Raw genomic sequence first — 22187 nt, forward strand, 5'->3', positions numbered from 1 at the left:
TAGATGCGGATCAATCCGCTATTCTCGTGGCTTTGCTTCGCCGGGCCCGGTTCCATGCGTTGGTTGTTCGTCCCTCTGTTCCTGCTGCTGCTCCTTTCCCGGGCAGGCGCCGACCCACGCGCGGCGGTCGAGGGCTACCAGTTGCAGAACGGCATGGGTGTGCTGTTCAAGCCCACTTCGCAGAGCGGCTCGGTGTCGATCCGCCTGGTGGTCGGCGTCGGCTTCTCCGACTTCTCCTGCCAGGACCGCCAGCTCCCGCACCTGATGGAACACCTGTTCTTCAGCGGCCTGAACGGCGGCGACGAAGCCGACCTCGAAGCCCGCATGCAGGCCCTGGGCGGCCAGTGGAACGCCTACACCAGCGAGGGTGACACCACCTTCGTCATCGAGGCGCCGGCCGCCACCCAGCGCCAGGTCCTCGACCTGCTGCTGGAAGTGCTCACCCGCACCCGACTCGACACCGCCAAGATCGCAGCCACCAAGCAGGTGCTGGTGCGCGAGGACGGTGGGCACTACTCGCACCTGCAGCGGTTCCTCGACCACCAGAACACCAGCCGGCCCGGACAGGAACAACTGGCCGTGGAACTCGGCCTGGCCTGCACTGAGCGGCCCGAGGTGGCGCAGTTGACCCAGGCACAGCTGGAGAAGCTGCGCAGCGACTGGTACGTGCCGAGCAACATGACCCTGATCGTGGTCGGCGACCTCGACCCGCGCCTGCCCGCCTACCTCAACCGCACCTTTGGCAGCCTGCCCGACCACACGACGCCGGAACGCCGCGAGCTGCCGAGCATGAAGGGCCCGGCCGCGGCCATGCGCACCCTCAACACCGGGTTGTTCGGCGAGGGGGCGGTGGTGCATTGGATCTATCCGGAACCTGAGGAAGCCGACGGCGCCGCCCTCGACCTGCTGCAGGCCTATCTGAGCGACCTGCTGTACAGCGAGCTGCGCGTCCACCACGGCCTGTCCTACGGCCCCTGGAGCGAGCGCGCGGCCTACGCCAACCAGGGTTTCCTCAGCCTCAACGCGGACATCGCACGGGAAGACCAGGACGCCACCGTCCAGGCCATGCGCCAGTTGCTCGACAACATCCGCGAGCACGGCCTGGACCCGGCGCGCTTCGCCCGCATCCAGCGCGTGGCGCGGGCGCAGCTGGCCTGGAGCACGCCGAGCAATGCGAGCCTGGCCGACTACTACTGGGGCGCGCTGGGCGACTACGACGGCGAACGCTTTCCCAACGAAGACCGGCGCCTGGCCCAGGTCAGCCTGCAACAGGCCAACGCGGCGGCGCGCGAGCTGTTCAAGGGCGACGGCTACCTGCGCATCGAACGTCCACTGCTGGACGACGACATGGTCTATCCGCTCGGCGCCGCGGCGGCGCTACTCCTGCTCGCGCCCCTGGGCTTCGCCCTGCTGCGCGTTCGCCGCCGCGACGACAAAACCGCTTAGAGCTCCAGGCGGCGCACCACGCGGGTGGCGTCGTCCGGATCGAGCTGTGCACAGAAGCCCAGCTCGCGGGCGAGGTCGCGCATGTCGCGGTCGATGGCCTGGTCGACGCTGTACATCTCGCTGAAACCGTTACGCCGCGCCACTTCGATCAGCCGGCGCATCAGCACCTGCTCCAGACCGCGGCGCTTCCACTCGTCCGCTACGGTGAGGGCGCATTCGCATTGGCCGCTGGCTTCGCCCGCCGCATAACGGCTGATGCCGACTTCGCGCAGCTCGCCATCGACATGGGCAAGCGCGATGAAAGCCATGTTCTGCTGGTAGTCGACGTCCATCAGGCTATCGAGCAGCGCATCGCTGATCTTCACCACGGCGTGGAAACGCAGCTTGCGGGTCAGGGGCGACAGGCGCTCGAGGAAGGCGCGTTCCAGCTCGCGATCCTCGCTGCGCAGCGGACGGATCAGCACGTGGCTGCCGTCTTCCAGCGTTTCGATCCAGTGGTCGTGGCCGGCAGCGGCAAGGGCCGCCGCTTCGGACTGCAGGTGGGTGGACATGGCTCGTCTCCAGAGAGAACAGAAAGGGATGGCGCATCCTCTCTCTTCCCCATCCGGCCTCCCTTGACGGGGGTCAACTGGCGCCCGGAGGCGCCAGGGACGATTTGTCGCAGGGCTGACTCAGGCGCCAGCCAGGGCGCCGCCGGGCAGCGCACGGCCGCCACGGCGGAACAGCACCAGGGTGGCCACCAGGCCGAACAGCGCCGCGCCGCTCAGCCACAGGCCGGGCGCCGCCTTGTTGTCCAGGCTGTGGATAAGCCAGGTGCAGACCGCCGGCGTGAAGCCGCCGAAAGTCGCGGTGGCCAGGCTGTAGGCCAGGGAGAAGCCGGTGGTGCGCACGTCGGCCGGCATCACCTCGGTCAGCGCCACCACCATGGCGCCGTTGTAGCTGCCGTAGAGGAACGACAGCCACAGCTCGACCATCAGCAGGCGCGCGAAGCTCGGCTCGGCGACCAACCAGGACAGCGCCGGGTAGGCGGTCAGCAGCGCCAGGCTGGTCGCGGCGATCAGCAGAGGACGACGGCCGATGCGGTCGGACAGCGCGCCCATGACCGGCAGCCAGATGAAGTTCGACAGGCCGATGCACATGGTCACCAGCAAGCTGTCGAAGTCCGACAGGTGCAGCTCGTTCTTGCCGAAGGTCGGGGTGTACGCGGTGATCAGGTAGAAGGACACGGTGGTCATCACCACCATGGCGGTGCCGGCCAGCACCAGGCCGAAGTTCTGGCCGATGGAGCGCAGCACTTCGCCCAGGCTCGGATGGTGCTTGCGCTTCTGGAAGGCTTCGGTCTCTTCGAGCGAGCGACGGATGATGAACAGTGCCGGGACGATCATGCAGCCGACGAAGAACGGCACGCGCCAGCCCCACTCGCCCATCTGCTCGGGGCTCAGCCAGTGGTTGAGGATCACCCCCAGCAGCCCGGCGAAGACCACCGCCACCTGCTGGCTGGCGGACTGCCAGCTGACGAAGAAGCCGCGCTTGCCGGGGGTGGCGATCTCCGCCAGGTACACCGACACCCCGCCCAGCTCGACGCCAGCCGAGAAGCCCTGCAGCAGGCGGCCGACCAGCACCAGAATCGGCGCCACCACGCCGAGGGTGGAATAGCCCGGCACGAAGGCGATCAGCAGGGTGCCCATGGCCATCAGCCCGAGGGTGATGATCAGGCCCTGGCGACGGCCATGGCGGTCGATGTAGGCGCCGAGGAAGATGGCGCCCAGCGGACGCATCAGGAAGCCGGCGCCGAAGGTGGCCAGCGACAGCATCAGCGAGGCGAAAGCGTTGTCGCCGGGGAAGAAGGTCTTGGCGATGGCGGTGGCGTAGAAGCCATACACCATGAAGTCGTACATCTCGAGGAAGTTGCCGCTGACCACACGGAAAACGGCTTTGGCCTTGGAATTGTTGGAAGCCATTGGAAGCACCACTCAGGCAGACACGGGGTCCTTCCCGAGCGCGAAGGATCGGGGCAGCGGCCGGGAAGATATTTGTAACCCTATGTGTAAAAACTCCCGGAGAGCAATCGGAAAATCGCCGAAAGGCCCGAAATACAAGGGTTTGAAAGCCTCGTGAAAGCTTCGCGACAGCTCGTCGGATGTATTTGACCCGAACCAGAAAATTCGAATTCGAACTCAGCCGAAGAACCAGTAGCAGACCGCGATGGACGCCAGGACGCCGGCGAGGTCGGCCAGAAGCGCACAACCCACGGCATGGCGCGCACGCTGGATGCCGACCGAGCCGAAATACACCGCCAGCACGTAGAAGGTGGTCTCGGTGCTGCCCTGCATCACCGCTGCCAGGCGACCGGGGAAACTGTCCACACCCTGGCTGTGCATGGTTTCCAGCAGCATGGCGCGCGCGGCGCTGCCGGAGAACGGCTTGACCAGCGCGGTGGGCAGCGCCTCGACGAAGCGCGTGTCCCAGCCCATGTGCAGCACCAGCCAGCGGATGCCATCGAGGACCAGCTCCAGCGCGCCCGAAGCACGCAGCACGCCAACGGCGCAGAGCATCGCGACCAGGTACGGCAGCAGGTTCTTCGCCACGTCGAAACCTTCCTTGGCGCCTTCCACGAAGGTTTCGTAGACCGGCACCTTGCGCAGCCAGCCGAGCACCACGAAGGCCAGGATCAGGCCGAACAGCGTGAGGTTGCCCAGCAGCGAGGACAGCTGCGCCAGCGCCGTGGCCGAAAGCCCGGCGAGCAGCGCCATGAAGGCGCCCAGGCCGAGGGCGCCGGGGATCAGGTAGGCGAGCACCACCGGATCCCACAGGCGCAGGCGCTGCATGAAGGCCACCGAGAGCAGCCCGGTGAGCGTCGAGGCGCTGGTGGCCAGGAGGATCGGCAGGAACACCAGGGTCGGGTCGACCGCGCCCTGCTGCGCGCGGTACATGAAGATCGTCACCGGCAGCAGGGTCAACGACGAGGCGTTGAGCACCAGGAAGAGAATCTGCGCGTTGCTCGCGGTGGTGCTGCTGGGGTTGAGCTCCTGCAGCGCCTTCATTGCCTTGAGGCCGATCGGCGTGGCGGCATTGTCCAGGCCCAGGCCGTTGGCGGCGAAGTTCAGGGTGATCAGGCCGATCGCCGGGTGCCCGGCCGGCACCTCCGGCATCAGCCGGCGGAACAGCGGGCCGAGCAGGCGCGCCAGGCCCTCGACCAGGCCGGCCTTCTCGGCGATGCGCAGGAACCCCAGCCACAGCGTCAGGGTGCCGAACAGCAGGATCATCACCTCGACCGACAGCTTGGCCATGGCGAACAGGCTCTCGACCATGGCGGCGAACACGCCGGCGTCGCCACCGAGCAGCCAGCGCGACAGCGCGGTGACCGCCGCGACCACGAAGAAGCCGAGCCAGAGGCCATTGAGCATGGGAATCCCCCCGAGGATGTTGGCCGGGGATGATAGCGGCGCGCGTCGGCCGCGACCAGAAACGCCAAGGCCCCGGACGCTGACGGGGCCTTGGCGATGCTGCTTTTCGTAGGAGCGAGCTTGCTCGCGAATGACCTCGCGCCGGGGCTGTTCGCGAGCAAGCTCGCTCCTACACAAGTCAGCGGCTGAGTTCGGCGTCACCCTGTAGGAGCGGATTTATCCGCGATGCGCGGACAAGGTCCGCGCGCACAGTCACGCCTCAGTGCGCGCTGGCAGCCTTGGCTTCGTTCAGCAGATCCTCGCCACGGCCCTGCTCCACCGCCTGCCAGTAGAGCTCGCCCTGCTTGCCGTCGTAGATGCCTTCCCACTTGGCGATGACCAGCACCGCCAGGGCGTTGCCGATCACGTTCAGCGCGGTGCGCGCCATGTCCATGATGCGGTCGACGCCGGCGATGAAGGCCAGGCCTTCCAGCGGGATGCCGACGCTGCCCAGGGTCGCCAGCAGCACCACGAAGGACACCCCCGGCACTCCGGCGATGCCCTTGGAGGTCACCATCAGGGTCAGCACCAGCAGCAATTGCTGGCTGATCGACAGGTCGATGCCGTAGAGCTGGGCGATGAAGATCGCCGCGATGCTCTGGTACAGGGTCGAGCCGTCGAGGTTGAAGGAGTAGCCGGTGGGCACCACGAAGCTGCTCACCGCCTTGGGCGCGCCGTAGGCCTCCATCTTCTCGATGATGCGCGGCAGCACGGTTTCCGAGCTGGCGGTGGAGTACGCCAGGACCAGTTCGTCCTTGAAGATGCGCATCAGCTTGATGATCGAGAAGCCGAACAGCCGCGCCACCAGGCCCAGCACCATGAAGGCGAAGAAGGCGATGGCGAAGTACACCAGCAGCACCAGCTTGGCCAGCGGCAGCAGCGAGGCGAAGCCGAAGCTGGCGACGGTCACGGCGATCAGCGCGAACACCCCGACCGGGGCGTAGAGCATGATCATGTGGGTCACGCGGAACATCGCCTCGGCCACGCCCTGGAACATCTTCACCAGCGGCTCGCGGGTCGGCGCCGGCAGCGAGGACAGGCCCAGGCCGAACATCACCGAGAAGAAGATGATCGGCAGCATCTCGCCGCGCGCCATGGCGGCGAAGATGTTCGACGGGATCAGGTTGAGGATGGTCTCGATGAACGCGTGGTGGTGCTCGACTTCCTTGGCGGTCTGCGCGTACTTGGAGATATCCACAGTGCCGAGGGTGCTCATGTCGATGCCGGCGCCGGGCTGGAACAGGTTGGCCAGCAGCAGACCGACGACGATGGCAACGGTGGTGATGATCTCGAAGTAGACGATGGTCTTCAGGCCGATGCGCCCGAGCTTCTTCGCGTCGCCCATGCCGGCGATGCCGACCACCAGCGAGGAGATGACGATCGGTACGACGATCATCTTGATCAGGCGGATGAAGATGTCGCCCGCCGGTTGCAGGATATTGCTGGTCCACCAGGCCTTGTCTGCGCTGAAGTGGTTCAGCGCGGCGCCGACGGCGATGCCCAGGAGCAGACCGATGACGATCTGCCAGGCGAGGCTGAGCTTGGCTTTGCCCATGTGTAGTCACCCTTGGTTCTTGTGGAAGTCGGGGGTTCCGCTGCCCGCCGGGTTGGCCGGGGGCGCGAAAAAAGGGGCGCATGATTCCCAGCGCCTCCCCCGACGTCTAATGCCGGAAACGACTAGCCCATGCCGAATCGGCATGGAAAAAGACAAACGGAACGAGGGTTCCAGCTGGTTGGAACCTTCATATCTGGCATGACGTTGCACCCACCTGATCTTCCGCGCATGACGCGGAAAGCGGCGGGCCAGGCGGCTCGCATGGATGCAAGAAAATGAATGCCAGCGGGACGAACCCGGCGGATATCGGCACCCGACCGGTGCCGAAGCCTCACCCAGTAGAAGGGTTAAGGCTCGCCCGGGCATTGATCGAAATCAGATCTGTCCGAGGTCGGCGGCGCCTTTCGGACCGCCGGTCGAGCCGGCCCTCCGGGGCGCAGCCTGTACAAGGCAGCCACCCCGTCGCGGCCTTTTCACCTGGCCCGGCCCTCTGCGGAGGTACTCCCTGTACCCCTGGGTGGCTGCGGCTCCACTGCTCCCCCCAGCCTCCCGGCCCCCTGACCAAGCCCCGCCCGTGACCAGGCGAGGCAACGACGCAGCCCGCTCGGCGCGGCCTGACAGCGCCGCACCAGCGGGTGCCGGTCAGCCGCGCCGGCGGCCGGCGATGAAGGACAACACGAAGAGCACCAGGAACAGCACGAAGAGAATCTTCGCGATGCTGGTCGCGGCCCCGGCGATGCCGCCGAAACCGAGAACCCCGGCGATGATGGCGATGATCAGGAAAGTCAGTGCCCAGCTCAGCATGGCGTTTCTCCTTTATGGCGTGGCGGAACTCGTCGGCTCAGAACACCCAGCGCTCCAGGCGCGGCGGGTTGGCCGAAGCCTGGCTGCCGGTGTTTTCAGCTGGCGCCGCCCAGTGTTCGTGCGAGGCGGGCGCGGCGGCAGCGAAAGGCACGGGCGTCAGCATCTGGACCGGTTGCGCCGGCGCGGACGGATACACCCCGCCCAGCAGCAGCGCCAACGCGAAGCCGGCCAACAGCAGCCTGCCCCGAGGGTCGGTTGGCGATTCATGGCCGTTCATCTGCGCATTCCTCCCGACGAAGTCGTGATGGGCCGGAGCGGTGGGAACGCTCCTGGATAACCCTGCCCGATCCTTCCTCGCATGCGCCGTGCCAGATACCGCCGTCTCGCTTAATTCTTCCTAATCAATAACTTGCAACCAATCGAAGGTCGCACGATGCCCGCATCCTGCACGATGCAAGGCGCCGGGCCGGGCGTTTTGCACGATGAGCACCCTGGAGCGGGCTGTGCCGTCCGGCGTATGGCCCGCACAACCACTCTCGCCAAGGGCTTCACTGTTTCCTTGCAACTTGCAGGAAATTTCCTGGACTAAATGCGCAGATTCCTAAATTAGACGCTGAGAGCGAGGACGTAACCGCATGGAGCCCACCACCGAGCAGTCAGGCCGAGTCCTGTTGGTCGATGACGAACCCGCCATCCTGCGCACCTTCCGTTACTGCCTGGAGGACAGCGGCTACGCCGTGGCCACCGCCAGCAGTACCGCGCAGGCCGAAGCGTTGCTGCAGCGCCAGGTGTTCGACCTGTGCTTCCTCGACCTGCGCCTGGGCGACGACAACGGGCTCGACCTGCTGGCGCAGATGCGCCTGCAGACGCCCTGGATGCGCGTAGTGATAGTCACCGCGCATTCCGCCGTGGATACCGCCGTCGATGCCATGCAGGCTGGCGCCGCCGATTACCTGGTCAAACCCTGTACCCCCGAGCAATTGCGCATGGCCGCGGCCAAGCAGCTGGAGCTGCGCCAACTGACCGCGCGCCTGGAGGTGCTTGAGGGCGCCCAGGCCGGCCAGGGTGGGCAGCTCGAATCGCACAGCCCGGCGATGACCGCGGTGCTGGAAACCGCGCGGCAGGTGGCGGCCACCGACGCCAACATCCTCGTGCTCGGCGAATCCGGCTCGGGCAAGGGCGAGCTGGCGCGCGCCATCCATGGCTGGAGCAAGCGCGCGAAGAAGGCCTTCGTCACCATCAACTGCCCGTCGCTGAGTGCCGATCTGATGGAGAGCGAGCTGTTCGGCCACAGCCGCGGCGCCTTCACAGGTGCCAGCGAAAGCACTCTGGGACGGGTCAGCCAGGCCGACGGCGGCACCCTGTTCCTCGACGAGATCGGCGACTTCCCGTTGCCGCTGCAGGCCAAGCTGCTGCGCTTCATCCAGGACAAGGAGTACGAACGCGTCGGCGACCCCGTGACGCGCCGCGCCGACGTGCGCATCCTCGCCGCGACCAACCGCGACCTGGCCGGCATGGTCGCCCAGGGCCTGTTCCGCGAGGACCTGCTCTACCGCCTCAACGTCATCGTCCTCAACCTGCCGCCGCTGCGTGAGCGCGCCGAGGACATCCCGGACCTGGCCGAGCGCTTCCTTGCCCAGTTCGTCCGCGACTACGGCCGCCCGGCGCGCGGTTTCGCCCCTGAAGCGCAGGCGCTGCTGCGCCAGTACGCCTGGCCGGGCAACGTGCGCGAACTACGCAACGTGGTGGAACGCGCAAGCATAATTTGCAACCAGGAGCTGGTGGAGCCCGAGCACCTGGGCCTGGGCGAACAGGCCGGCAGCAACCTGCCGCGGATCGGTGAAGCGCTGAGCCTGGAAGAGCTGGAGAAAGCCCACATCGCCTCGGTGATGGCCAGCAGCCCGACCCTCGACCAGGCCGCCAAGACCCTCGGCATCGACGCCTCCACGCTGTACCGCAAACGCAAGCAGTACAACCTGTGAAACGCCCGCCCAGCCTGCGGTCGCGGATGTTCCTGAGCATCTCGGCGCTGATCACCCTGGCCCTGATCGGGCTGCTGCTCGGGGTGTTCAGCGTGATGCTGCTGGGCCGCGAGCAGGAACGGGTGATCGCACACAACTTTGCCATCGTGCGCAGCAGCGAACAGCTGCGCCAGGCGCTGGACGAGCAACTCGCCCAGCTGCTCAGCGACAGCGCCAGCGCGGAACGCCTGGCCATCCAGCGCAAGGCCTTCGCCGACTATCTCAATGAAGGTCGGCAAAAAGCGGAGAACGACGTCGAACGGGCGCTTTACGAGCGCATCGACCTGGCCAACCAGCGTTTCCTCGATCAGGTCAAAAGCTCCCGCAACAGTCGCTTCAACCTCGTGGAAGACAGCAGCTTCAGCCGCGCCTTCAACGCCCTGCACCAGTACCTGTTGGCCCTGCATAGCCACGCCATGCAGACGATCAGCGACGCCGAGCAGCGTTCGCGCCAGCATGCCTGGCTGATCTCCGGCCTGCTCGGGCTGGTCGGGCTGGCCGTGCTGCTGATCGGTTTCGTCACCGCCCACGGCATCGCCCGCCGTTTCGGCGCGCCCATCGAGGCACTGGCGCAGGCCGCCGACCAGATCGGCAAGGGTGATTTCAAGGTGAAGCTGCCGCTTTCCAAGGTCGCCGAGATGGCCTCGCTAAGCCGGCGCTTCGGCCTCATGGCTCAGGCCCTGGCCGACTACAAGGCGACCAACATCGAGGCTGTGATGGCCGGCCAGCGACGCCTGCAGGCGGTGCTCGACAGCATCGACGATGGCCTGGTGATCCTCGACCGGCGCAGCCGCATCGAGCACGCCAACCCGGTCGCCAGCCGCCAGCTGTTCTCGCAGAGCGACCCGCACGGCCGCCTGCTCGGCGAGCTTGTGGATAACCCGGAGCTGCTGCAGGCCACTGGCCTGGTGCTGCGCGGCGAGACTCTTGCCGAGTCATCGGCTGACCTGGAGGTGCAGATTTCCGGAGAATGCCGCCTGCTGGCCTGGACGCTGGTCCCGGTCACCCACGACGACGGCCGCAACATGGGTGCAGTGCTGGTGCTGCGCGATGTAACCGACAGCCGGGCCTTCGAACGTGTGCGCAGCGAATTCGTGCTGCGCGCCTCTCACGAGCTACGCACCCCGGTGACGGGCCTGCACATGGCCTTCGCACTGCTGCGCGAGCGCCTGCAGCTGCCGGAGGGCGGACGCGAGCGCGAGCTCGCCGATACCGTCGACGAGGAAATGCAGCGCCTGGTCCGGCTGATCGACGACCTGCTGAACTTCTCGCGCTACCAGGAAGGCCAGCAGAAGCTGGAACGCGAGCCCTGCAATCCGGGCGAGCTGCTCGAACAGGCGCGCCAGCGCTTCGCCGCGCGGGCCGACGCTCAGGGAATCTCGCTCCAGGTGGAGCTGGCGCCCAACCTGAGCCTGCTGGAAGGCGATCGGCTGCGCCTGGAGCGGGTGCTCGACAACCTGCTGGTCAACGCGTTGCGCCACACCCCGGCGGGCGGGCGGGTTCGCCTGCTGGCGCAGCACCAGGACAAGTTCCTGAGCCTGGCGGTCGAGGACAGCGGCGAAGGCATCGCCTACAGCCAGCAGGCCCGCATCTTCGAGCCCTTCGTCCAGGTCGGCACGCGCAGCGGCGGCGCCGGGCTTGGCCTGGCGCTGTGCAAGGAGATCGTGCAACTGCACGGCGGGCGCATCGGCGTGCAATCCCAGCCGGGCGCCGGCACGCGCATCTACATGCTGCTGCCGGTCTGAACGGCTGGCGCCGGCAGCGAGGTGGGCACCGCGAGCAGTAGTGCAGCGGTTTCCAGATCAGGCTCGCCATCAAAACGCTGCGGGCGGTAGCGCATCTGGAAGGCCGCGATGACGTTGCGCGTGGCCTGGTTCAGCACGCCATCGAGCGGCACTGCATAACCCTGGCGCGCCAGTTGTTGCTGGAACCAGCCCGGCGCGGGCAGCTGACCGTTCAAATCGGCCAGGTGGCGCTGCACGTCAGCCTGTTGCGGCCAGGGGATCAAGCCGGCATCGGCCAGGCGCTTCCAGGGGAACGCAGGGCCCGGATCGACCTTGCGCTGGGGCGCGATGTCGCTGTGCCCGAGGATGTGTTCGGGAGCGATGCCCTGGCGCTTGACGATGTCCTTGAGCAGCAGGATCAGCGCATCGATCTGGCCCTGTGGATAAGCTCCCCAGGTGCGCCCATTGGGCCCGTCGATGTAGCCCGGGTTGACCAGCTCGATACCGATGGACGTGGAGTTCAGCCAGGTCCGCCCCTGCCATTCGCTCTGCCCGGCATGCCAGGCGCGGCGGTTCTCGTCGACCAGCTGGTAGATGGTCGGCGGGTTGGCGCCGATCAGGTAATGCGCGCTCACATCGCCCTGAGTCAGGATCTTCATCGAGCGTTCGAGGTCGGTCGAGGTGTAGTGGATGATCACGTACTGGACGCGGCTGTCCTGGTTGCGCGAGGGATGCTCGCGGTCGATCTGCAGGCCGCCCTTGCCGGCGCAGGCAGCCAGCAGCAGGCTGGCGAGGATCAGGCACAGGTGGCGCATGGCGACTCCGCTTAGCCGGTGATGTGCAGCACGCTGCGCAGGTTCTGCAGCAGCATGTTGACGCTCAGCATGATCAGCAGCATGCCCGCCAAGCGTTCCACCGCGGTCAGCCCGCGCGGACCGAGGAAGCGCTGCAGGAAGGACGCCTGCAGGAGTATGGCCGCAGTCGCCGCCCAGGCCAGGACCACGGCCAGGTACAGCTCCCACAGCGGTCCGTTGTAGGTGGTCCGCAGGGTGATCAGCATTGCCAGCGCAGAAGGGCCTGCCACCGCCGGGGTGGCGAGCGGAACCAGCAGCGGCTCGCTGTCCGGCATGTCGCCGAGCACGCCCTGCGGCGTCGGGAAGATCAGGCGCATGGCGACCACGAAGAGGATGATGCCGCCGGCGATGCCGGTCGCCTCGCGGGTCAGGCCCAGCCCGGTGAGGATGTGTTCGCCGAGGGTCAGGAACAGCAGCAGCAGGCCGAGGGCGAGCAGCAGCTCGCGCAGCGCGACCTTGAGCCGACGCTCCGCCGGTACCGACTTGAGGGCGGCGAGAAAGACCGCGATGTTGCCGAAGGGGTCGGTGATCAGAAAGATCAGGACGGCTACGCCGAGCATTGTGGATAACTCCAGGAGTTGGATAGATGGCGCCTGGGCGCCTCGGTCGGATTCGTCCCTGTGGATAGATCAGCTGCGGACGAGAAGGCGCGGATGCCTGTGGATGATTTCCTCCGCAGGCACCCGTTGAGTGTGGACGTTGGTTTATCCACAAGCCATCAGGATTTCTTGATCTTCTCCGGGCGTTTCCAGCCCTCGATCACCCGCTGCTTGGCTCGGCCGACCGCGAGGGCCTTCTCCGGGACTTCGGCGGTGATGGTGGAACCAGCGCCAGTCGTGGCGCCGGCACGAATATCCACAGGCGCCACCAGCGAGTTGTTGGAGCCGATGAAGACGTCTTCGCCGATCACGGTGCGCCACTTGTTGGCGCCGTCGTAGTTGCAGGTGATGGTGCCGGCGCCGATGTTGGTGCGCGCACCGACGTCGCTGTCGCCGAGATAGGTCAGGTGGCCGACCTTCACCCCGTCGTGGAGCAGGGCGTTCTTCAGCTCGACGAAGTTACCCACATGCACCTGGTCGCGCAGGACGCTACCCGGACGCAGACGGGCGAACGGACCTACATCGCTGCCGGCGCCGACATCCGCACCTTCCAGGTGGCTGTTGGCCTTGATGATCGCGCCACGGCGCAGGGTGCTGTTCTTGATCACACAGTTCGGGCCGATCTGCACGTTGTCCTCGATATCCACACGGCCTTCGAGAATCACGTTCACATCGATCAGCACGTCACGGCCGACGTTCACCTCCCCACGCACGTCGAAGCGTGCCGGGTCCAGCAGGGTCACACCCTGGGCCATCAGGCGGCGAGCGATGCGCTGCTGGTAGAAGCGCTCGAGCTCGGCGAGCTGGATGCGATCGTTGGCACCCTGGACTTCCATGGCTGCCGCCGGTTGTGCAGTAGCCACGCGCAGACCATCGCCGACGGCCATGGCGATGACATCGGTGAGGTAGTACTCACCCTGGGCGTTGCTGTTCGACAGCCGGCCCAGCCAGCCTTCCAGACGCGCACGCGGCACGCAGAGGATGCCGGTATTGCCTTCGCGGATGGCGCGCTGCTCGGGGCTGGCGTCCTTCTGCTCGACGATGGCGGCGACCTCGCCGTCGGCGCCGCGGATGATGCGTCCGTAGCCGGTCGGATCGTCCAGCGTCACGGTCAGCAGCGCGAGCTGCTCGGCGCTGGCCTGTTCAAGAAGACGCGCCAGGGTCGGATGCTCGATCAGCGGCACGTCGCCGTAGAGGATCAGCACGCGGTCGGCGCTGAGGAAGGGTGCAGCCTGGGCCACCGCGTGGCCGGTGCCGAGCTGCTGCTCCTGGACCACGAAATTCAGGTCATCGGCCTGCAGTTGCTCGCGCACTTTCTCGGCGCCATGGCCGATCACCACGTGGATGCGCTGAGGCGCCAGGGTCCGCGCGGTATCGATCACGTGGGCCAGCATGGGCTTGCCGGCGACCGGGTGGAGGACTTTCGGCAGGGCGGAACGCATGCGCGTGCCCTGGCCAGCGGCGAGGATGACGATCTCGAGGGACATGGGAGTTGAACCGTCCTGGAAAACCATGGAGTGGAAAAAGAAAAAGGGTAGCCAAGGCTACCCTTTTCCCCTAGGTCGCTGAACCCTCGGCAACCGCTTCGTTGCCAAAGCGGTGGGAGGGATTCGCGATCCGGCTTAGCCGCCGAACTTCTTGCGAACCTGCTGGACCGTGCGCAGCTGGGCTGCGGCTTCGGACAGGCGGGCTGCAGCGGCGCTGTAGTCGAACTCTGCGCCCTTGGCGTTCAGAGCCTTCTCAGCTTCCTTCAGTGCGGTCTGAGCAGCTGCTTCGTCGAGGTCGCCAGCGCGGATCACAGTGTCGGCCAGGACCTTCACCATGCTCGGCTGTACTTCGAGGAAGCCGCCGGAGATGTAGTACACCTCCTGCTCGCCGCCCTGCTTGACGATGCGGATCGGACCCGGCTTGAGCTCGGTGATCAGCGGCGCGTGGCCCGGAGCGATACCCAGATCACCCAGCGAACCGTGCGCGACGACCAGCTCGACCAGACCGGAGTAGATCTCCGCTTCGGCGCTGACGATGTCGCAATGGACAGTAATAGCCATACCCTTGCCTCACGTAAGCGCCCGTTTCCGGGCGCACGGGATTACAGCTTCTTCGCTTTCTCGATGGCTTCTTCGATGCCGCCGACCATGTAGAACGCCTGCTCGGGCAGGTGGTCGTAGTCGCCGTTGAGGATGCCTTTGAAGCCAGCGATGGTGTCCTTCAGGGAGACGTATTTGCCCGGCGAGCCGGTGAATACTTCAGCCACGAAGAACGGCTGGGACAGGAAGCGCTGGATCTTACGAGCACGGGCCACCAGCAGCTTGTCGGACTCGGACAGTTCGTCCATGCCGAGGATCGCGATGATGTCCTTCAGCTCTTTGTAGCGCTGCAGAACGTACTGCACGCCACGAGCGGTGTCGTAGTGATCCTGGCCGATGACCAGCGGGTCCAGCTGACGCGAAGTCGAGTCCAGCGGATCGACGGCCGGGTAGATACCCAGCGAGGCGATGTCACGGGACAGTACGACGGTGGCGTCCAAGTGGGCGAAGGTGGTCGCCGGGCTCGGGTCGGTCAGGTCGTCCGCGGGAACGTAGACGGCCTGGATCGAGGTGATCGAGCCTTTCTTGGTGGAGGTGATGCGCTCCTGCAGAACGCCCATCTCTTCGGCCAGGGTCGGCTGGTAACCTACTGCGGAAGGCATACGGCCCAGCAGTGCGGATACTTCGGTACCGGCGAGGGTGTAACGGTAGATGTTGTCGATGAACAGCAGTACGTCACGGCCTTCGTCGCGGAACTTCTCGGCCATGGTCAGGCCGGTCAGTGCAACGCGCAGACGGTTGCCCGGCGGCTCGTTCATCTGGCCGTAAACCAGGGCTACCTTGTCCAGTACGCCGGAATCCTTCATCTCGTGGTAGAAGTCGTTGCCCTCACGGGTACGCTCGCCCACACCAGCGAACACAGAGTAACCGCTGTGCTCCATGGCGATGTTACGGATCAGCTCCATCATGTTTACGGTCTTGCCTACACCGGCACCACCGAACAGACCGACTTTACCGCCCTTGGCGAACGGGCAGACCAGGTCGATTACCTTGATGCCGGTTTCCAGCAGGTCGTTGCCGCCAGCTTGGTCAGCGTAGGACGGAGCGTCGCGGTGAATACCCCAGCGCTCTTCTTCGCCAATCGGACCAGCTTCGTCGATCGGGTTGCCCAGTACGTCCATGATACGGCCCAGGGTCTTGGTACCGACCGGGACGGAGATGGCTGCGCCGGTGCTGTCCACGTTCAGGCCACGCTTGAGGCCTTCGGTGGAACCCATTGCAATGGAACGAACCACGCCGTCGCCCAGCTGCTGCTGAACTTCGAGGGTGGTTTCGACGCCCTGAACCTTCAGGGCCTCGTAGATGCTCGGCACGGCATCGCGCGGGAATTCCACGTCGATCACGGCGCCGATGATTTGAACGATACGTCCGCTACTCATGTCTGGTTCCTCTGAATTTTGAACCTGTTCTTACACCGCGGCAGCGCCGCCGACGATTTCCGAGATTTCCTGGGTGATCGCCGCCTGACGTGCCTTGTTGTAGATCAGCTGCAGTCCGCTGATCAGATCGCCGGCGTTGTCGGTAGCGTTCTTCATTGCAATCATCCGGGCCGCCTGCTCGCAGGCGTTGTTCTCAACCACCGCCTGATACACCTGGGATTCCACGTAGCGCACCAGCAGGCCGTCGAGCAGCGCCTTGGCGTCGGGTTCGTAGAGGTAGTCCCAGTGGTGCTTCAGGTTCGCGTCGTCCTCGGCCACCAGCGGAATCAGCTGTTCCACGGTCGGCTTCTGGGTCATGGTGTTGACGAACTTGTTGGAAACCACGTACAGGCGATCAATACGCCCATCCAGGTAGGCATCCAGCATGACCTTGACGCTGCCGATCAGATCATTGATCGACGGCTCTTCGCCCAGGTGACTGATGGCTGCAACCACGTTGCCGCCAAAGTTCTTGAAGAAGGATGCACCCTTGGCACCAATCACGCACAGGTCGACTTCCGCGCCCTGTTCGCGCTTGGCGGACATGTCCTTGACGAGCGCCTTGAACAGGTTGATGTTCAGGCCGCCGGCCAGGCCACGGTCGGAGCTCACGACGATATAGCCGACGCGCTTGATTTCGCGCTCGACCATGAACGGGTGACGGTACTCCGGGTTGGCGTTGGCCAGATGGCCGATCACCTGGCGAATGCGCTCCGCGTAGGGACGGCCGGCCGCCATGCGCATTTGTGCCTTGCGCATCTTGCTCACCGCCACCTTTTCCATGGCATTGGTGATTTTCTGCGTGCTTTTGATGCTCGCAATCTTGCTGCGAATCTCTTTTGCGCCTGCCATTTGACACCTATCGGGTTAGCAGGCGGGGGCCCTTACCGGACCCCCGCTGCGGCTTACCAGGTTTGGGTGGCCTTGAACTTCTCGATACCGGCTTTGATGCCAGCGTCGATTTCGTCGTTGAAGTCACCCTTCTCGTTGATCTTGGCCAGCAGAGCGGCGTGCTCACGCTGGAAGTAACCGATCAACGCCTGTTCGAAGGCGCCCACCTTGGCGATCTCGACGTCCTGCAGGAAGCCACGCTCGGCGGCATACAGGGACAGCGACATCTCGGCGATGGACATAGGCGCGTACTGCTTCTGCTTCATCAGCTCGGTAACGCGCTGACCATGCTCAAGCTGCTTGCGGGTCGCGTCGTCCAGGTCCGAAGCGAACTGGGCGAAGGCCGCCAGTTCACGGTACTGGGCCAGCGCGGTACGGATGCCGCCGGACAGTTTCTTGATGATCTTGGTCTGAGCCGCGCCACCCACACGGGATACCGAGATACCGGCGTTGACGGCCGGACGGATACCCGAGTTGAACATGGCCGATTCCAGGAAGATCTGACCGTCGGTGATGGAGATCACGTTGGTCGGAACGAACGCGGAAACGTCGCCAGCCTGGGTTTCGATGATCGGCAGAGCGGTCAGGGAACCGGTCTTGCCAGTCACGGCGCCATTGGTGAACTTCTCTACGTACTCTTCGGAAACGCGGGATGCGCGCTCCAGCAGACGGCTGTGGAGATAGAACACGTCGCCCGGGTAGGCTTCACGGCCCGGCGGACGGCGCAGCAGCAGGGAGATCTGGCGGTAGGCAACGGCCTGCTTGGACAGGTCGTCGTACACGATCAGGGCGTCTTCACCGCGATCGCGGAAGTATTCGCCCATGGTGCAGCCGGAGTAGGGAGCCAGGTACTGCAGAGCAGCGGATTCGGAAGCACTGGCAACGACCACGATGGTGTTGGCCAGGGCGCCGTTCTCTTCCAGCTTGCGTACGACGTTGGCGATGGTCGATTGCTTCTGACCGATGGCAACGTAGACGCAGCGGATGCCGCTGTTCTTCTGGTTGATGATGGCGTCGATGGCCAGAGCGGTCTTACCGATCTGACGGTCGCCGATGATCAGCTCGCGCTGGCCACGGCCTACCGGGATCATGGCGTCGACCGACTTGTAACCGGTCTGTACCGGCTGGTCTACCGACTTACGCCAGATCACGCCCGGAGCCACTTTCTCGACGGCGTCGGTCAGCTTGGCATCGATCGGGCCTTTGCCATCGATCGGGTTGCCCAGTGCGTCGACCACGCGACCCAGCAGTTCCGGACCAACCGGGACTTCCAGGATGCGGCCGGTGCACTTGGCATTCATGCCTTCTTTGAGGTCCTGGTATTCACCCAGAACCACAGCACCAACGGAGTCTTGCTCCAGGTTCAGCGCCATACCGAAGACGCCGCCCGGGAATTCGATCATCTCGCCGTACATGACGTCGGCCAGACCGAAGATGCGCACGATACCGTCGGACACGCTGACGATGGTGCCTTCGTTACGCGCTTGCGAGGCGACATCGAGTTTCTCGATACGCCCCTTGATGATTTCACTAATTTCGGAAGGATTGAGTTGCTGCATGCCGCTGCCCCTTCAAACTCAAGATTTCAACGCTTCGGCCAGTTTCGCGAGCTTGCCGCGCACCGAGCCATCGATTACCAAGTCGCCGGCGCGGATCACCACGCCGCCGATCAGGCTCGCGTCTTCCGACGCATGAAGTCGCACTTCGCGACTGAGCCGGGCGCTGAGAGCCTTGGCGAGTTTGTCCTGCTGTTCCTGGTCCAGGGCGAAGGCACTGGTGACCTCGACCTCGACCAGCTTTTCCTGCTCGGCCTTGAGCTGCTCGAACATCTCGAAGATGGTCGGCAGCAGGTCGAGCCGCTTGTTTTCAGCCACAGTCCGGACGAAGTTCTGGGCTGGAGCATTGAGCTTGTCGCCACATACGTCGATCAGCGCATCGGCCTTGGACGCAGCAGTCAGCTGAGGCTCTTTGAGCAGCTGGCGCACGGTGTCGTCCTGCGACACTGCAGCCAGCACACCCAGAGCAGCGGACCAAGCGGCCAATTGCTGATGAGCCTGGGCGTACTCGAAAGCCGCCTTCGCGTAGGGACGAGCCAACGTGGTCAGTTCTGCCATATCGCCCTCGCTTAGATCTCAGCGGCCAGTTGATCAACCAGCTGCTTTTGCGCGTTGGCGTCGATCGAAGCACCCAGGATCTTCTCGGCGCCGGATACGGCCAGTGCACCCACTTGGGCACGCAGAGCATCCTTGACGCTGTTCAGCTCCTGTTCGATCTGGGCTTTGGCCTGGGCGATCATGCGATCACCTTCGACACGGGCCTGATCACGGGCTTCATCAACGATCTGGTTAGCGCTCTTCTTCGCCTGCTCGATGATTTCGGCTGCCTGAGCCTTGGCCTCGCGCAGTTGCTGGCCCGCTTTCTCGTGAGCCAGTTCCAGATCACGAGCCGCACGGTTGGCAGCATCCAGGCCGTCGGCAATCTTCTTCTGACGCTCGTGCAGAGCCGCGATGACCGGAGGCCATACGAACTTCATGCAGAAGATGACGAAGATGGCGAACGCAATGGCCTGGCCGATCAGAGTTGCATTAATGTTCACGCCAACACCTCGCTCGTTCGTTGTCAGTCACGTCTTTCCGGAAGCCGGAAATTAGTGGGCTACCTGAGCGATGAACGGGTTAGCGAAGGTGAAGAACAGCGCGATACCAACACCGATCATGGTCACGGCGTCGAGCAGACCGGCGACGATGAACATTTTCACCTGCAGCATCGGAACCATTTCCGGCTGACGAGCAGCGCCTTCCAGGAATTTGCCGCCCAGCAGGCCGAAACCAATGGCGGTACCCAGGGCGCCCAGACCGATCAGCAGAGCAACGGCGATAGCAGTGAGGCCAACTACAGTTTCCATTTTTCCTCCCGACTTTTTTGTCGTGTTGGTTAAAGGTTGAAGCAAGTTAAGGTGGTGAAACTTCTTTTCCGCGGCCCCTTCCGGGAAGGAAGGAGCCGGTCAGAACTGGTGGATCAGTGGCTGTCTTCGTGCGCCATCGACAGGTAGACGATGGTCAGCATCATGAAGATGAAGGCCTGCAGGGTGATGATCAGGATGTGGAACACAGCCCACGCCCAGTTCAGCACCACGCCCATGCCGCCCAGCCACAGAATGCCGGTGCCGAACATGACCGCGATCAGGATGAAGATCAGCTCGCCGGCATACATGTTGCCGAAGAGACGCAGAGCCAGCGAAACCGGCTTGGCGATCAGGGTCACGAACTCGAGCAGGAAGTTGACCGGGATCAGGATGATCTGAACCAGCATGTTGCTGCTGTGGAACGGGTGCAGGGTCAGTTCGCCGAGGAAGCCGCCGAGACCCTTGACCTTGATGCTGTAGAAGATGATCAGCGCGAACACCGCGATCGACATGCCGAAGGTGGCGTTCGGATCGGTGGTGGCTACGGCGCGGAAGAACAGGTGCTCGTTGCCGGTGACCTTGGCTGCGGCCAGCGGCAGGAAGTCCACCGGCACCAGGTCGATCAGGTTCATCAGGAAGATCCAGACGAACACGGTCAGCGCCAGCGGGGCGATCAGCGGGTTACGGCCGTGGAAGGTGTCCTTCACACTGCCGTCGACGAACTCGACCAGAACTTCGACGAAGTTCTGCAGGCCGCCGGGTTGACCGCTGGTGGCCTTCTTGGCCGCTGCACGGAAGATCAGGATGAACACCAGGCCGAGGAATACCGACCAGCCCAGGGTGTCAACGTGGAATGCCCAAAAGCCCATTTCCTTGGCTTGTTCGGCTGTGTGGGCGAACCCCCAACCACCTTCCGGCAGACGACCAAAGGTCAGGTTCTGCAAGTGGTGCTGGATGTAACCCGAAGCGCTTTCTGCTGCCATGTTTGCCTCAATCGCTCTAAGGTCTTGTAAATGTGTGTCCCATCAGCAGGGGTGCGCACCAGCTGACCAGCAAGGTCAGCAGGTAGATGCCGAACAGAGCCAGAGGCTCCAGCGGCTTCACTCCTGCAAACGCCAGTGCGAAGAGCACTGCCGTCAAAATCAGCTTCCCGGCCTCGCCCGCGTAGAAAGAACGGACGATCAGTTGAGCCGAGCGCGCTCCGCTGTAACGAAACGCCTTGAACGCGAAATAAACATTCGGCAGCCATGCGATGAAGCCTCCGAGCAAACCGGAGTACCCCGCGACCGGCCCCTTGATGAACCAAAGGGTTGCTGCACCAAAAAGCAGCACCACCAGCTGGACGAGCAACAGGCCTAGAGCCGGTTGGCGATGGAAGGGCAAACGAGTGGGCTTGCAGGGTTCCATCTGTCTCACAGTCCTCTGGTGTCGGCTTCGCAAATCAACAACTTGGCATACTTTGTGCCGACAAAATTGCGCGCAGAGTATAGGGGCCCCGGGATACCCGGGCAACAGCCCGGTAGTGATTTCCGACTACCGCTACACATCCGAAGGTTTCAACGGATGTGGGCCAGAACCCCTTGCAACTCGTCCAGCGAGTTGTAGCGGATGACCAGTTGGCCCTTGCCTTTCTGCCCGTGGCGAATCTGCACCGGAGCGCCCAGGCGCTCGGCCAGGCGCTGTTCCAGGCGGCTGATGTCCGGATCGGCCTTGACCGCTTTGACAGGTTCCGCCGGGGCATGCAGCCACTGGCGTACCAGTGCCTCGGTTTGGCGCACGGTGAGGCCACGTGCGACAACATGTCGCGCACCTTCGACCTGACGCTGCTCAGGTAGACCGAGCAGTGCACGGGCATGGCCCATCTCCAGGTCGCCATGGGACAGCAGCGTCTTGATCTCCTCGGGGAGGGCGATCAGGCGCAACAGGTTGGCCACGGTTACGCGCGACTTGCCGACCGCGTCGGCGACCTGTTGCTGGGTGAGTTGGAATTCCTGCTGCAGGCGTTGCAGTGCAGCAGCTTCCTCGATCGGGTTGAGGTCTTCGCGCTGGATGTTCTCGATCAGCGCCATGGCGATCGCGGCTTCGTCCGGCACTTCGCGTACCAGCGCCGGGATCTTGTCCAGGCCGGCTTGCTGGGTGGCGCGCCAGCGGCGCTCACCGGCGATGATCTCGTAGCGGCCGCCATCGATCGGGCGCACCACGATCGGCTGCATGACGCCCTGGGCCTTGATCGACAGGGCCAGTTCTTCCAGGGCCTGCGGATCCATGTCACGGCGCGGCTGGTATTTGCCGCGCTGGATCAGGTCCAGTGGCAGCTGTTGCAGCTCGCGGCTGTCCACCTGGACCGCCTCTTCCTGCAGGGTGGCGGCGCTGGAGCCACTGAGCAGGGCGTCCAGCCCGCGTCCGAGACCTCGTTTCTTCACGGCCATGCGGGTTC

General features: G+C 64.5%; 22 protein-coding genes. 3 read left to right on the forward strand and 19 right to left on the reverse strand.

The features are described 5' to 3' along the window. The first annotated feature begins 54 nt into the window (after window positions 1-54). The gene (locus PKB_RS28520) at window positions 55-1446 is read left to right on the forward strand and encodes a M16 family metallopeptidase (RefSeq protein WP_043257886.1); all 1392 of its coding nucleotides are present in this window, start codon (window positions 55-57) and stop codon (window positions 1444-1446) included. Here the strand turns inward: PKB_RS28520 and PKB_RS28525 are convergent. The 6 genes from PKB_RS28525 to PKB_RS28550 all read right to left on the reverse strand — a co-directional run bounded on the left by PKB_RS28525 (window position 1443) and on the right by PKB_RS28550 (window position 7528). After that, window positions 1443-1997 (reverse strand): GNAT family N-acetyltransferase, encoded by a 555-nt coding sequence (locus PKB_RS28525; protein WP_043256703.1) that lies wholly within the window; start codon window positions 1995-1997, stop codon window positions 1443-1445. The genes PKB_RS28520 and PKB_RS28525 overlap by 4 nt on opposite strands. A 120-nt stretch (window positions 1998-2117) precedes the next feature. Then, window positions 2118-3407, reverse strand: coding sequence for an MFS transporter (gene tcuC / locus PKB_RS28530; protein ID WP_043256704.1), 1290 nt, complete (start codon window positions 3405-3407; stop codon window positions 2118-2120). 216 nt (window positions 3408-3623) lie between these two features. Beyond that, on the reverse strand, window positions 3624-4853 hold the full coding sequence (locus PKB_RS28535; RefSeq protein ID WP_043256705.1) for a nucleoside recognition domain-containing protein: 1230 nt from the start codon (window positions 4851-4853) through the stop codon (window positions 3624-3626). A gap of 259 nt (window positions 4854-5112) precedes the next feature. Continuing rightward, the gene (gltP, locus tag PKB_RS28540) at window positions 5113-6447 is read right to left on the reverse strand and encodes a glutamate/aspartate:proton symporter GltP (RefSeq protein WP_043256707.1); all 1335 of its coding nucleotides are present in this window, start codon (window positions 6445-6447) and stop codon (window positions 5113-5115) included. Window positions 6448-7089: 642 nt separating this feature from the next. Continuing rightward, window positions 7090-7251 carry a DUF1328 domain-containing protein gene (locus PKB_RS29480; protein WP_043256709.1) on the reverse strand — a complete coding sequence of 54 codons (162 nt, stop codon included), beginning with the start codon at window positions 7249-7251 and terminating at the stop codon, window positions 7090-7092. 37 nt (window positions 7252-7288) lie between these two features. Then, window positions 7289-7528 (reverse strand): hypothetical protein, encoded by a 240-nt coding sequence (locus PKB_RS28550; protein ID WP_043256710.1) that lies wholly within the window; start codon window positions 7526-7528, stop codon window positions 7289-7291. A gap of 358 nt (window positions 7529-7886) precedes the next feature. Here PKB_RS28550 and algB point away from each other — a divergent pair, with 358 nt between their 5' ends. Together algB and PKB_RS28560 are read left to right on the forward strand one after the other, a co-directional pair. Beyond that, window positions 7887-9233, forward strand: coding sequence for a sigma-54-dependent response regulator transcription factor AlgB (gene algB, locus PKB_RS28555; RefSeq protein WP_043256712.1), 1347 nt, complete (start codon window positions 7887-7889; stop codon window positions 9231-9233). Beyond that, complete coding sequence (locus PKB_RS28560) at window positions 9230-11017, forward strand: ATP-binding protein (RefSeq protein WP_156958102.1); 1788 nt, start codon at window positions 9230-9232, stop codon at window positions 11015-11017. The genes algB and PKB_RS28560 overlap by 4 nt, the downstream gene beginning before the upstream one ends. Here PKB_RS28560 and PKB_RS28565 read toward each other — a convergent pair. The 13 genes from PKB_RS28565 to PKB_RS28625 form a co-directional block, all read right to left on the reverse strand. After that, window positions 10996-11811, reverse strand: coding sequence for an N-acetylmuramoyl-L-alanine amidase (locus PKB_RS28565; RefSeq protein ID WP_043256714.1), 816 nt, complete (start codon window positions 11809-11811; stop codon window positions 10996-10998). The two genes, PKB_RS28560 and PKB_RS28565, sit on opposite strands and share 22 nt — an antisense overlap. Before the next feature lie 11 nt (window positions 11812-11822). Next, entirely contained in the window at window positions 11823-12410 is a 588-nt protein-coding gene (locus PKB_RS28570) for a MarC family protein (RefSeq protein ID WP_043256716.1), read from the reverse strand. A 158-nt stretch (window positions 12411-12568) separates the two neighbouring features. Further along, a complete protein-coding gene (gene glmU / locus PKB_RS28575; RefSeq protein WP_043256718.1) occupies window positions 12569-13936 on the reverse strand; it encodes a bifunctional UDP-N-acetylglucosamine diphosphorylase/glucosamine-1-phosphate N-acetyltransferase GlmU in 1368 nt (455 codons plus the stop codon). Between the two features lie 135 nt (window positions 13937-14071). Beyond that, window positions 14072-14497 (reverse strand): F0F1 ATP synthase subunit epsilon, encoded by a 426-nt coding sequence (locus PKB_RS28580; RefSeq protein ID WP_043256720.1) that lies wholly within the window; start codon window positions 14495-14497, stop codon window positions 14072-14074. A 41-nt stretch (window positions 14498-14538) separates the two neighbouring features. After that, complete coding sequence (atpD, locus tag PKB_RS28585) at window positions 14539-15915, reverse strand: F0F1 ATP synthase subunit beta (RefSeq protein ID WP_043256722.1); 1377 nt, start codon at window positions 15913-15915, stop codon at window positions 14539-14541. Window positions 15916-15945: 30 nt separating this feature from the next. Continuing rightward, window positions 15946-16806: a F0F1 ATP synthase subunit gamma gene (gene atpG / locus PKB_RS28590; RefSeq protein ID WP_043256724.1), complete on the reverse strand. Its 861-nt coding sequence runs from the start codon at window positions 16804-16806 to the stop codon at window positions 15946-15948. Between the two features lie 53 nt (window positions 16807-16859). Next, on the reverse strand, window positions 16860-18404 hold the full coding sequence (atpA, locus tag PKB_RS28595; RefSeq protein ID WP_043256725.1) for a F0F1 ATP synthase subunit alpha: 1545 nt from the start codon (window positions 18402-18404) through the stop codon (window positions 16860-16862). A gap of 18 nt (window positions 18405-18422) precedes the next feature. Then, entirely contained in the window at window positions 18423-18959 is a 537-nt protein-coding gene (locus PKB_RS28600) for a F0F1 ATP synthase subunit delta (protein WP_043256727.1), read from the reverse strand. 11 nt (window positions 18960-18970) lie between these two features. Further along, window positions 18971-19441, reverse strand: a complete 471-nt coding sequence (locus PKB_RS28605; RefSeq protein ID WP_043256729.1) for a F0F1 ATP synthase subunit B — start codon at window positions 19439-19441, stop codon at window positions 18971-18973. A 51-nt stretch (window positions 19442-19492) separates the two neighbouring features. Next, the gene (gene atpE / locus PKB_RS28610; protein ID WP_043256731.1) at window positions 19493-19750 is read right to left on the reverse strand and encodes a F0F1 ATP synthase subunit C; all 258 of its coding nucleotides are present in this window, start codon (window positions 19748-19750) and stop codon (window positions 19493-19495) included. A 113-nt stretch (window positions 19751-19863) separates the two neighbouring features. Then, a complete protein-coding gene (atpB, locus tag PKB_RS28615; RefSeq protein WP_043256732.1) occupies window positions 19864-20733 on the reverse strand; it encodes a F0F1 ATP synthase subunit A in 870 nt (289 codons plus the stop codon). A 16-nt stretch (window positions 20734-20749) separates the two neighbouring features. Further along, entirely contained in the window at window positions 20750-21157 is a 408-nt protein-coding gene (locus PKB_RS28620; RefSeq protein WP_043256735.1) for a F0F1 ATP synthase subunit I, read from the reverse strand. Between the two features lie 149 nt (window positions 21158-21306). After that, on the reverse strand, window positions 21307-22179 hold the full coding sequence (locus PKB_RS28625; RefSeq protein WP_043256737.1) for a ParB/RepB/Spo0J family partition protein: 873 nt from the start codon (window positions 22177-22179) through the stop codon (window positions 21307-21309). Between the last annotated feature and the right edge of the window lie 8 nt (window positions 22180-22187).

This window comes from Pseudomonas knackmussii B13 (genome assembly GCF_000689415.1).
Lineage (GTDB): Bacteria > Pseudomonadota > Gammaproteobacteria > Pseudomonadales > Pseudomonadaceae > Pseudomonas > Pseudomonas knackmussii.

Excerpts from the sequence above, each read along its gene's own strand:
- PKB_RS28520 (WP_043257886.1), top strand. The coding sequence starts at position 55 with ATGCGTTGGTTGTTCGTCCCTCTGTTCCTGCTGCTGCTCCTTTCCCGG.
- PKB_RS28525 (WP_043256703.1), bottom strand. The coding sequence starts at position 1,997 with ATGTCCACCCACCTGCAGTCCGAAGCGGCGGCCCTTGCCGCTGCCGGC.
- tcuC (WP_043256704.1), bottom strand. The coding sequence starts at position 3,407 with ATGGCTTCCAACAATTCCAAGGCCAAAGCCGTTTTCCGTGTGGTCAGC.
- PKB_RS28535 (WP_043256705.1), bottom strand. The coding sequence starts at position 4,853 with ATGCTCAATGGCCTCTGGCTCGGCTTCTTCGTGGTCGCGGCGGTCACC.
- gltP (WP_043256707.1), bottom strand. The coding sequence starts at position 6,447 with ATGGGCAAAGCCAAGCTCAGCCTCGCCTGGCAGATCGTCATCGGTCTG.
- PKB_RS29480 (WP_043256709.1), bottom strand. The coding sequence starts at position 7,251 with ATGCTGAGCTGGGCACTGACTTTCCTGATCATCGCCATCATCGCCGGG.
- PKB_RS28550 (WP_043256710.1), bottom strand. The coding sequence starts at position 7,528 with ATGAACGGCCATGAATCGCCAACCGACCCTCGGGGCAGGCTGCTGTTG.
- algB (WP_043256712.1), top strand. The coding sequence starts at position 7,887 with ATGGAGCCCACCACCGAGCAGTCAGGCCGAGTCCTGTTGGTCGATGAC.
- PKB_RS28565 (WP_043256714.1), bottom strand. The coding sequence starts at position 11,811 with ATGCGCCACCTGTGCCTGATCCTCGCCAGCCTGCTGCTGGCTGCCTGC.
- PKB_RS28570 (WP_043256716.1), bottom strand. The coding sequence starts at position 12,410 with ATGCTCGGCGTAGCCGTCCTGATCTTTCTGATCACCGACCCCTTCGGC.
- glmU (WP_043256718.1), bottom strand. The coding sequence starts at position 13,936 with ATGTCCCTCGAGATCGTCATCCTCGCCGCTGGCCAGGGCACGCGCATG.
- PKB_RS28580 (WP_043256720.1), bottom strand. The coding sequence starts at position 14,497 with ATGGCTATTACTGTCCATTGCGACATCGTCAGCGCCGAAGCGGAGATC.
- atpD (WP_043256722.1), bottom strand. The coding sequence starts at position 15,915 with ATGAGTAGCGGACGTATCGTTCAAATCATCGGCGCCGTGATCGACGTG.
- atpG (WP_043256724.1), bottom strand. The coding sequence starts at position 16,806 with ATGGCAGGCGCAAAAGAGATTCGCAGCAAGATTGCGAGCATCAAAAGC.
- atpA (WP_043256725.1), bottom strand. The coding sequence starts at position 18,404 with ATGCAGCAACTCAATCCTTCCGAAATTAGTGAAATCATCAAGGGGCGT.
- PKB_RS28600 (WP_043256727.1), bottom strand. The coding sequence starts at position 18,959 with ATGGCAGAACTGACCACGTTGGCTCGTCCCTACGCGAAGGCGGCTTTC.
- atpE (WP_043256731.1), bottom strand. The coding sequence starts at position 19,750 with ATGGAAACTGTAGTTGGCCTCACTGCTATCGCCGTTGCTCTGCTGATC.
- atpB (WP_043256732.1), bottom strand. The coding sequence starts at position 20,733 with ATGGCAGCAGAAAGCGCTTCGGGTTACATCCAGCACCACTTGCAGAAC.
- PKB_RS28620 (WP_043256735.1), bottom strand. The coding sequence starts at position 21,157 with ATGGAACCCTGCAAGCCCACTCGTTTGCCCTTCCATCGCCAACCGGCT.
- PKB_RS28625 (WP_043256737.1), bottom strand. The coding sequence starts at position 22,179 with ATGGCCGTGAAGAAACGAGGTCTCGGACGCGGGCTGGACGCCCTGCTC.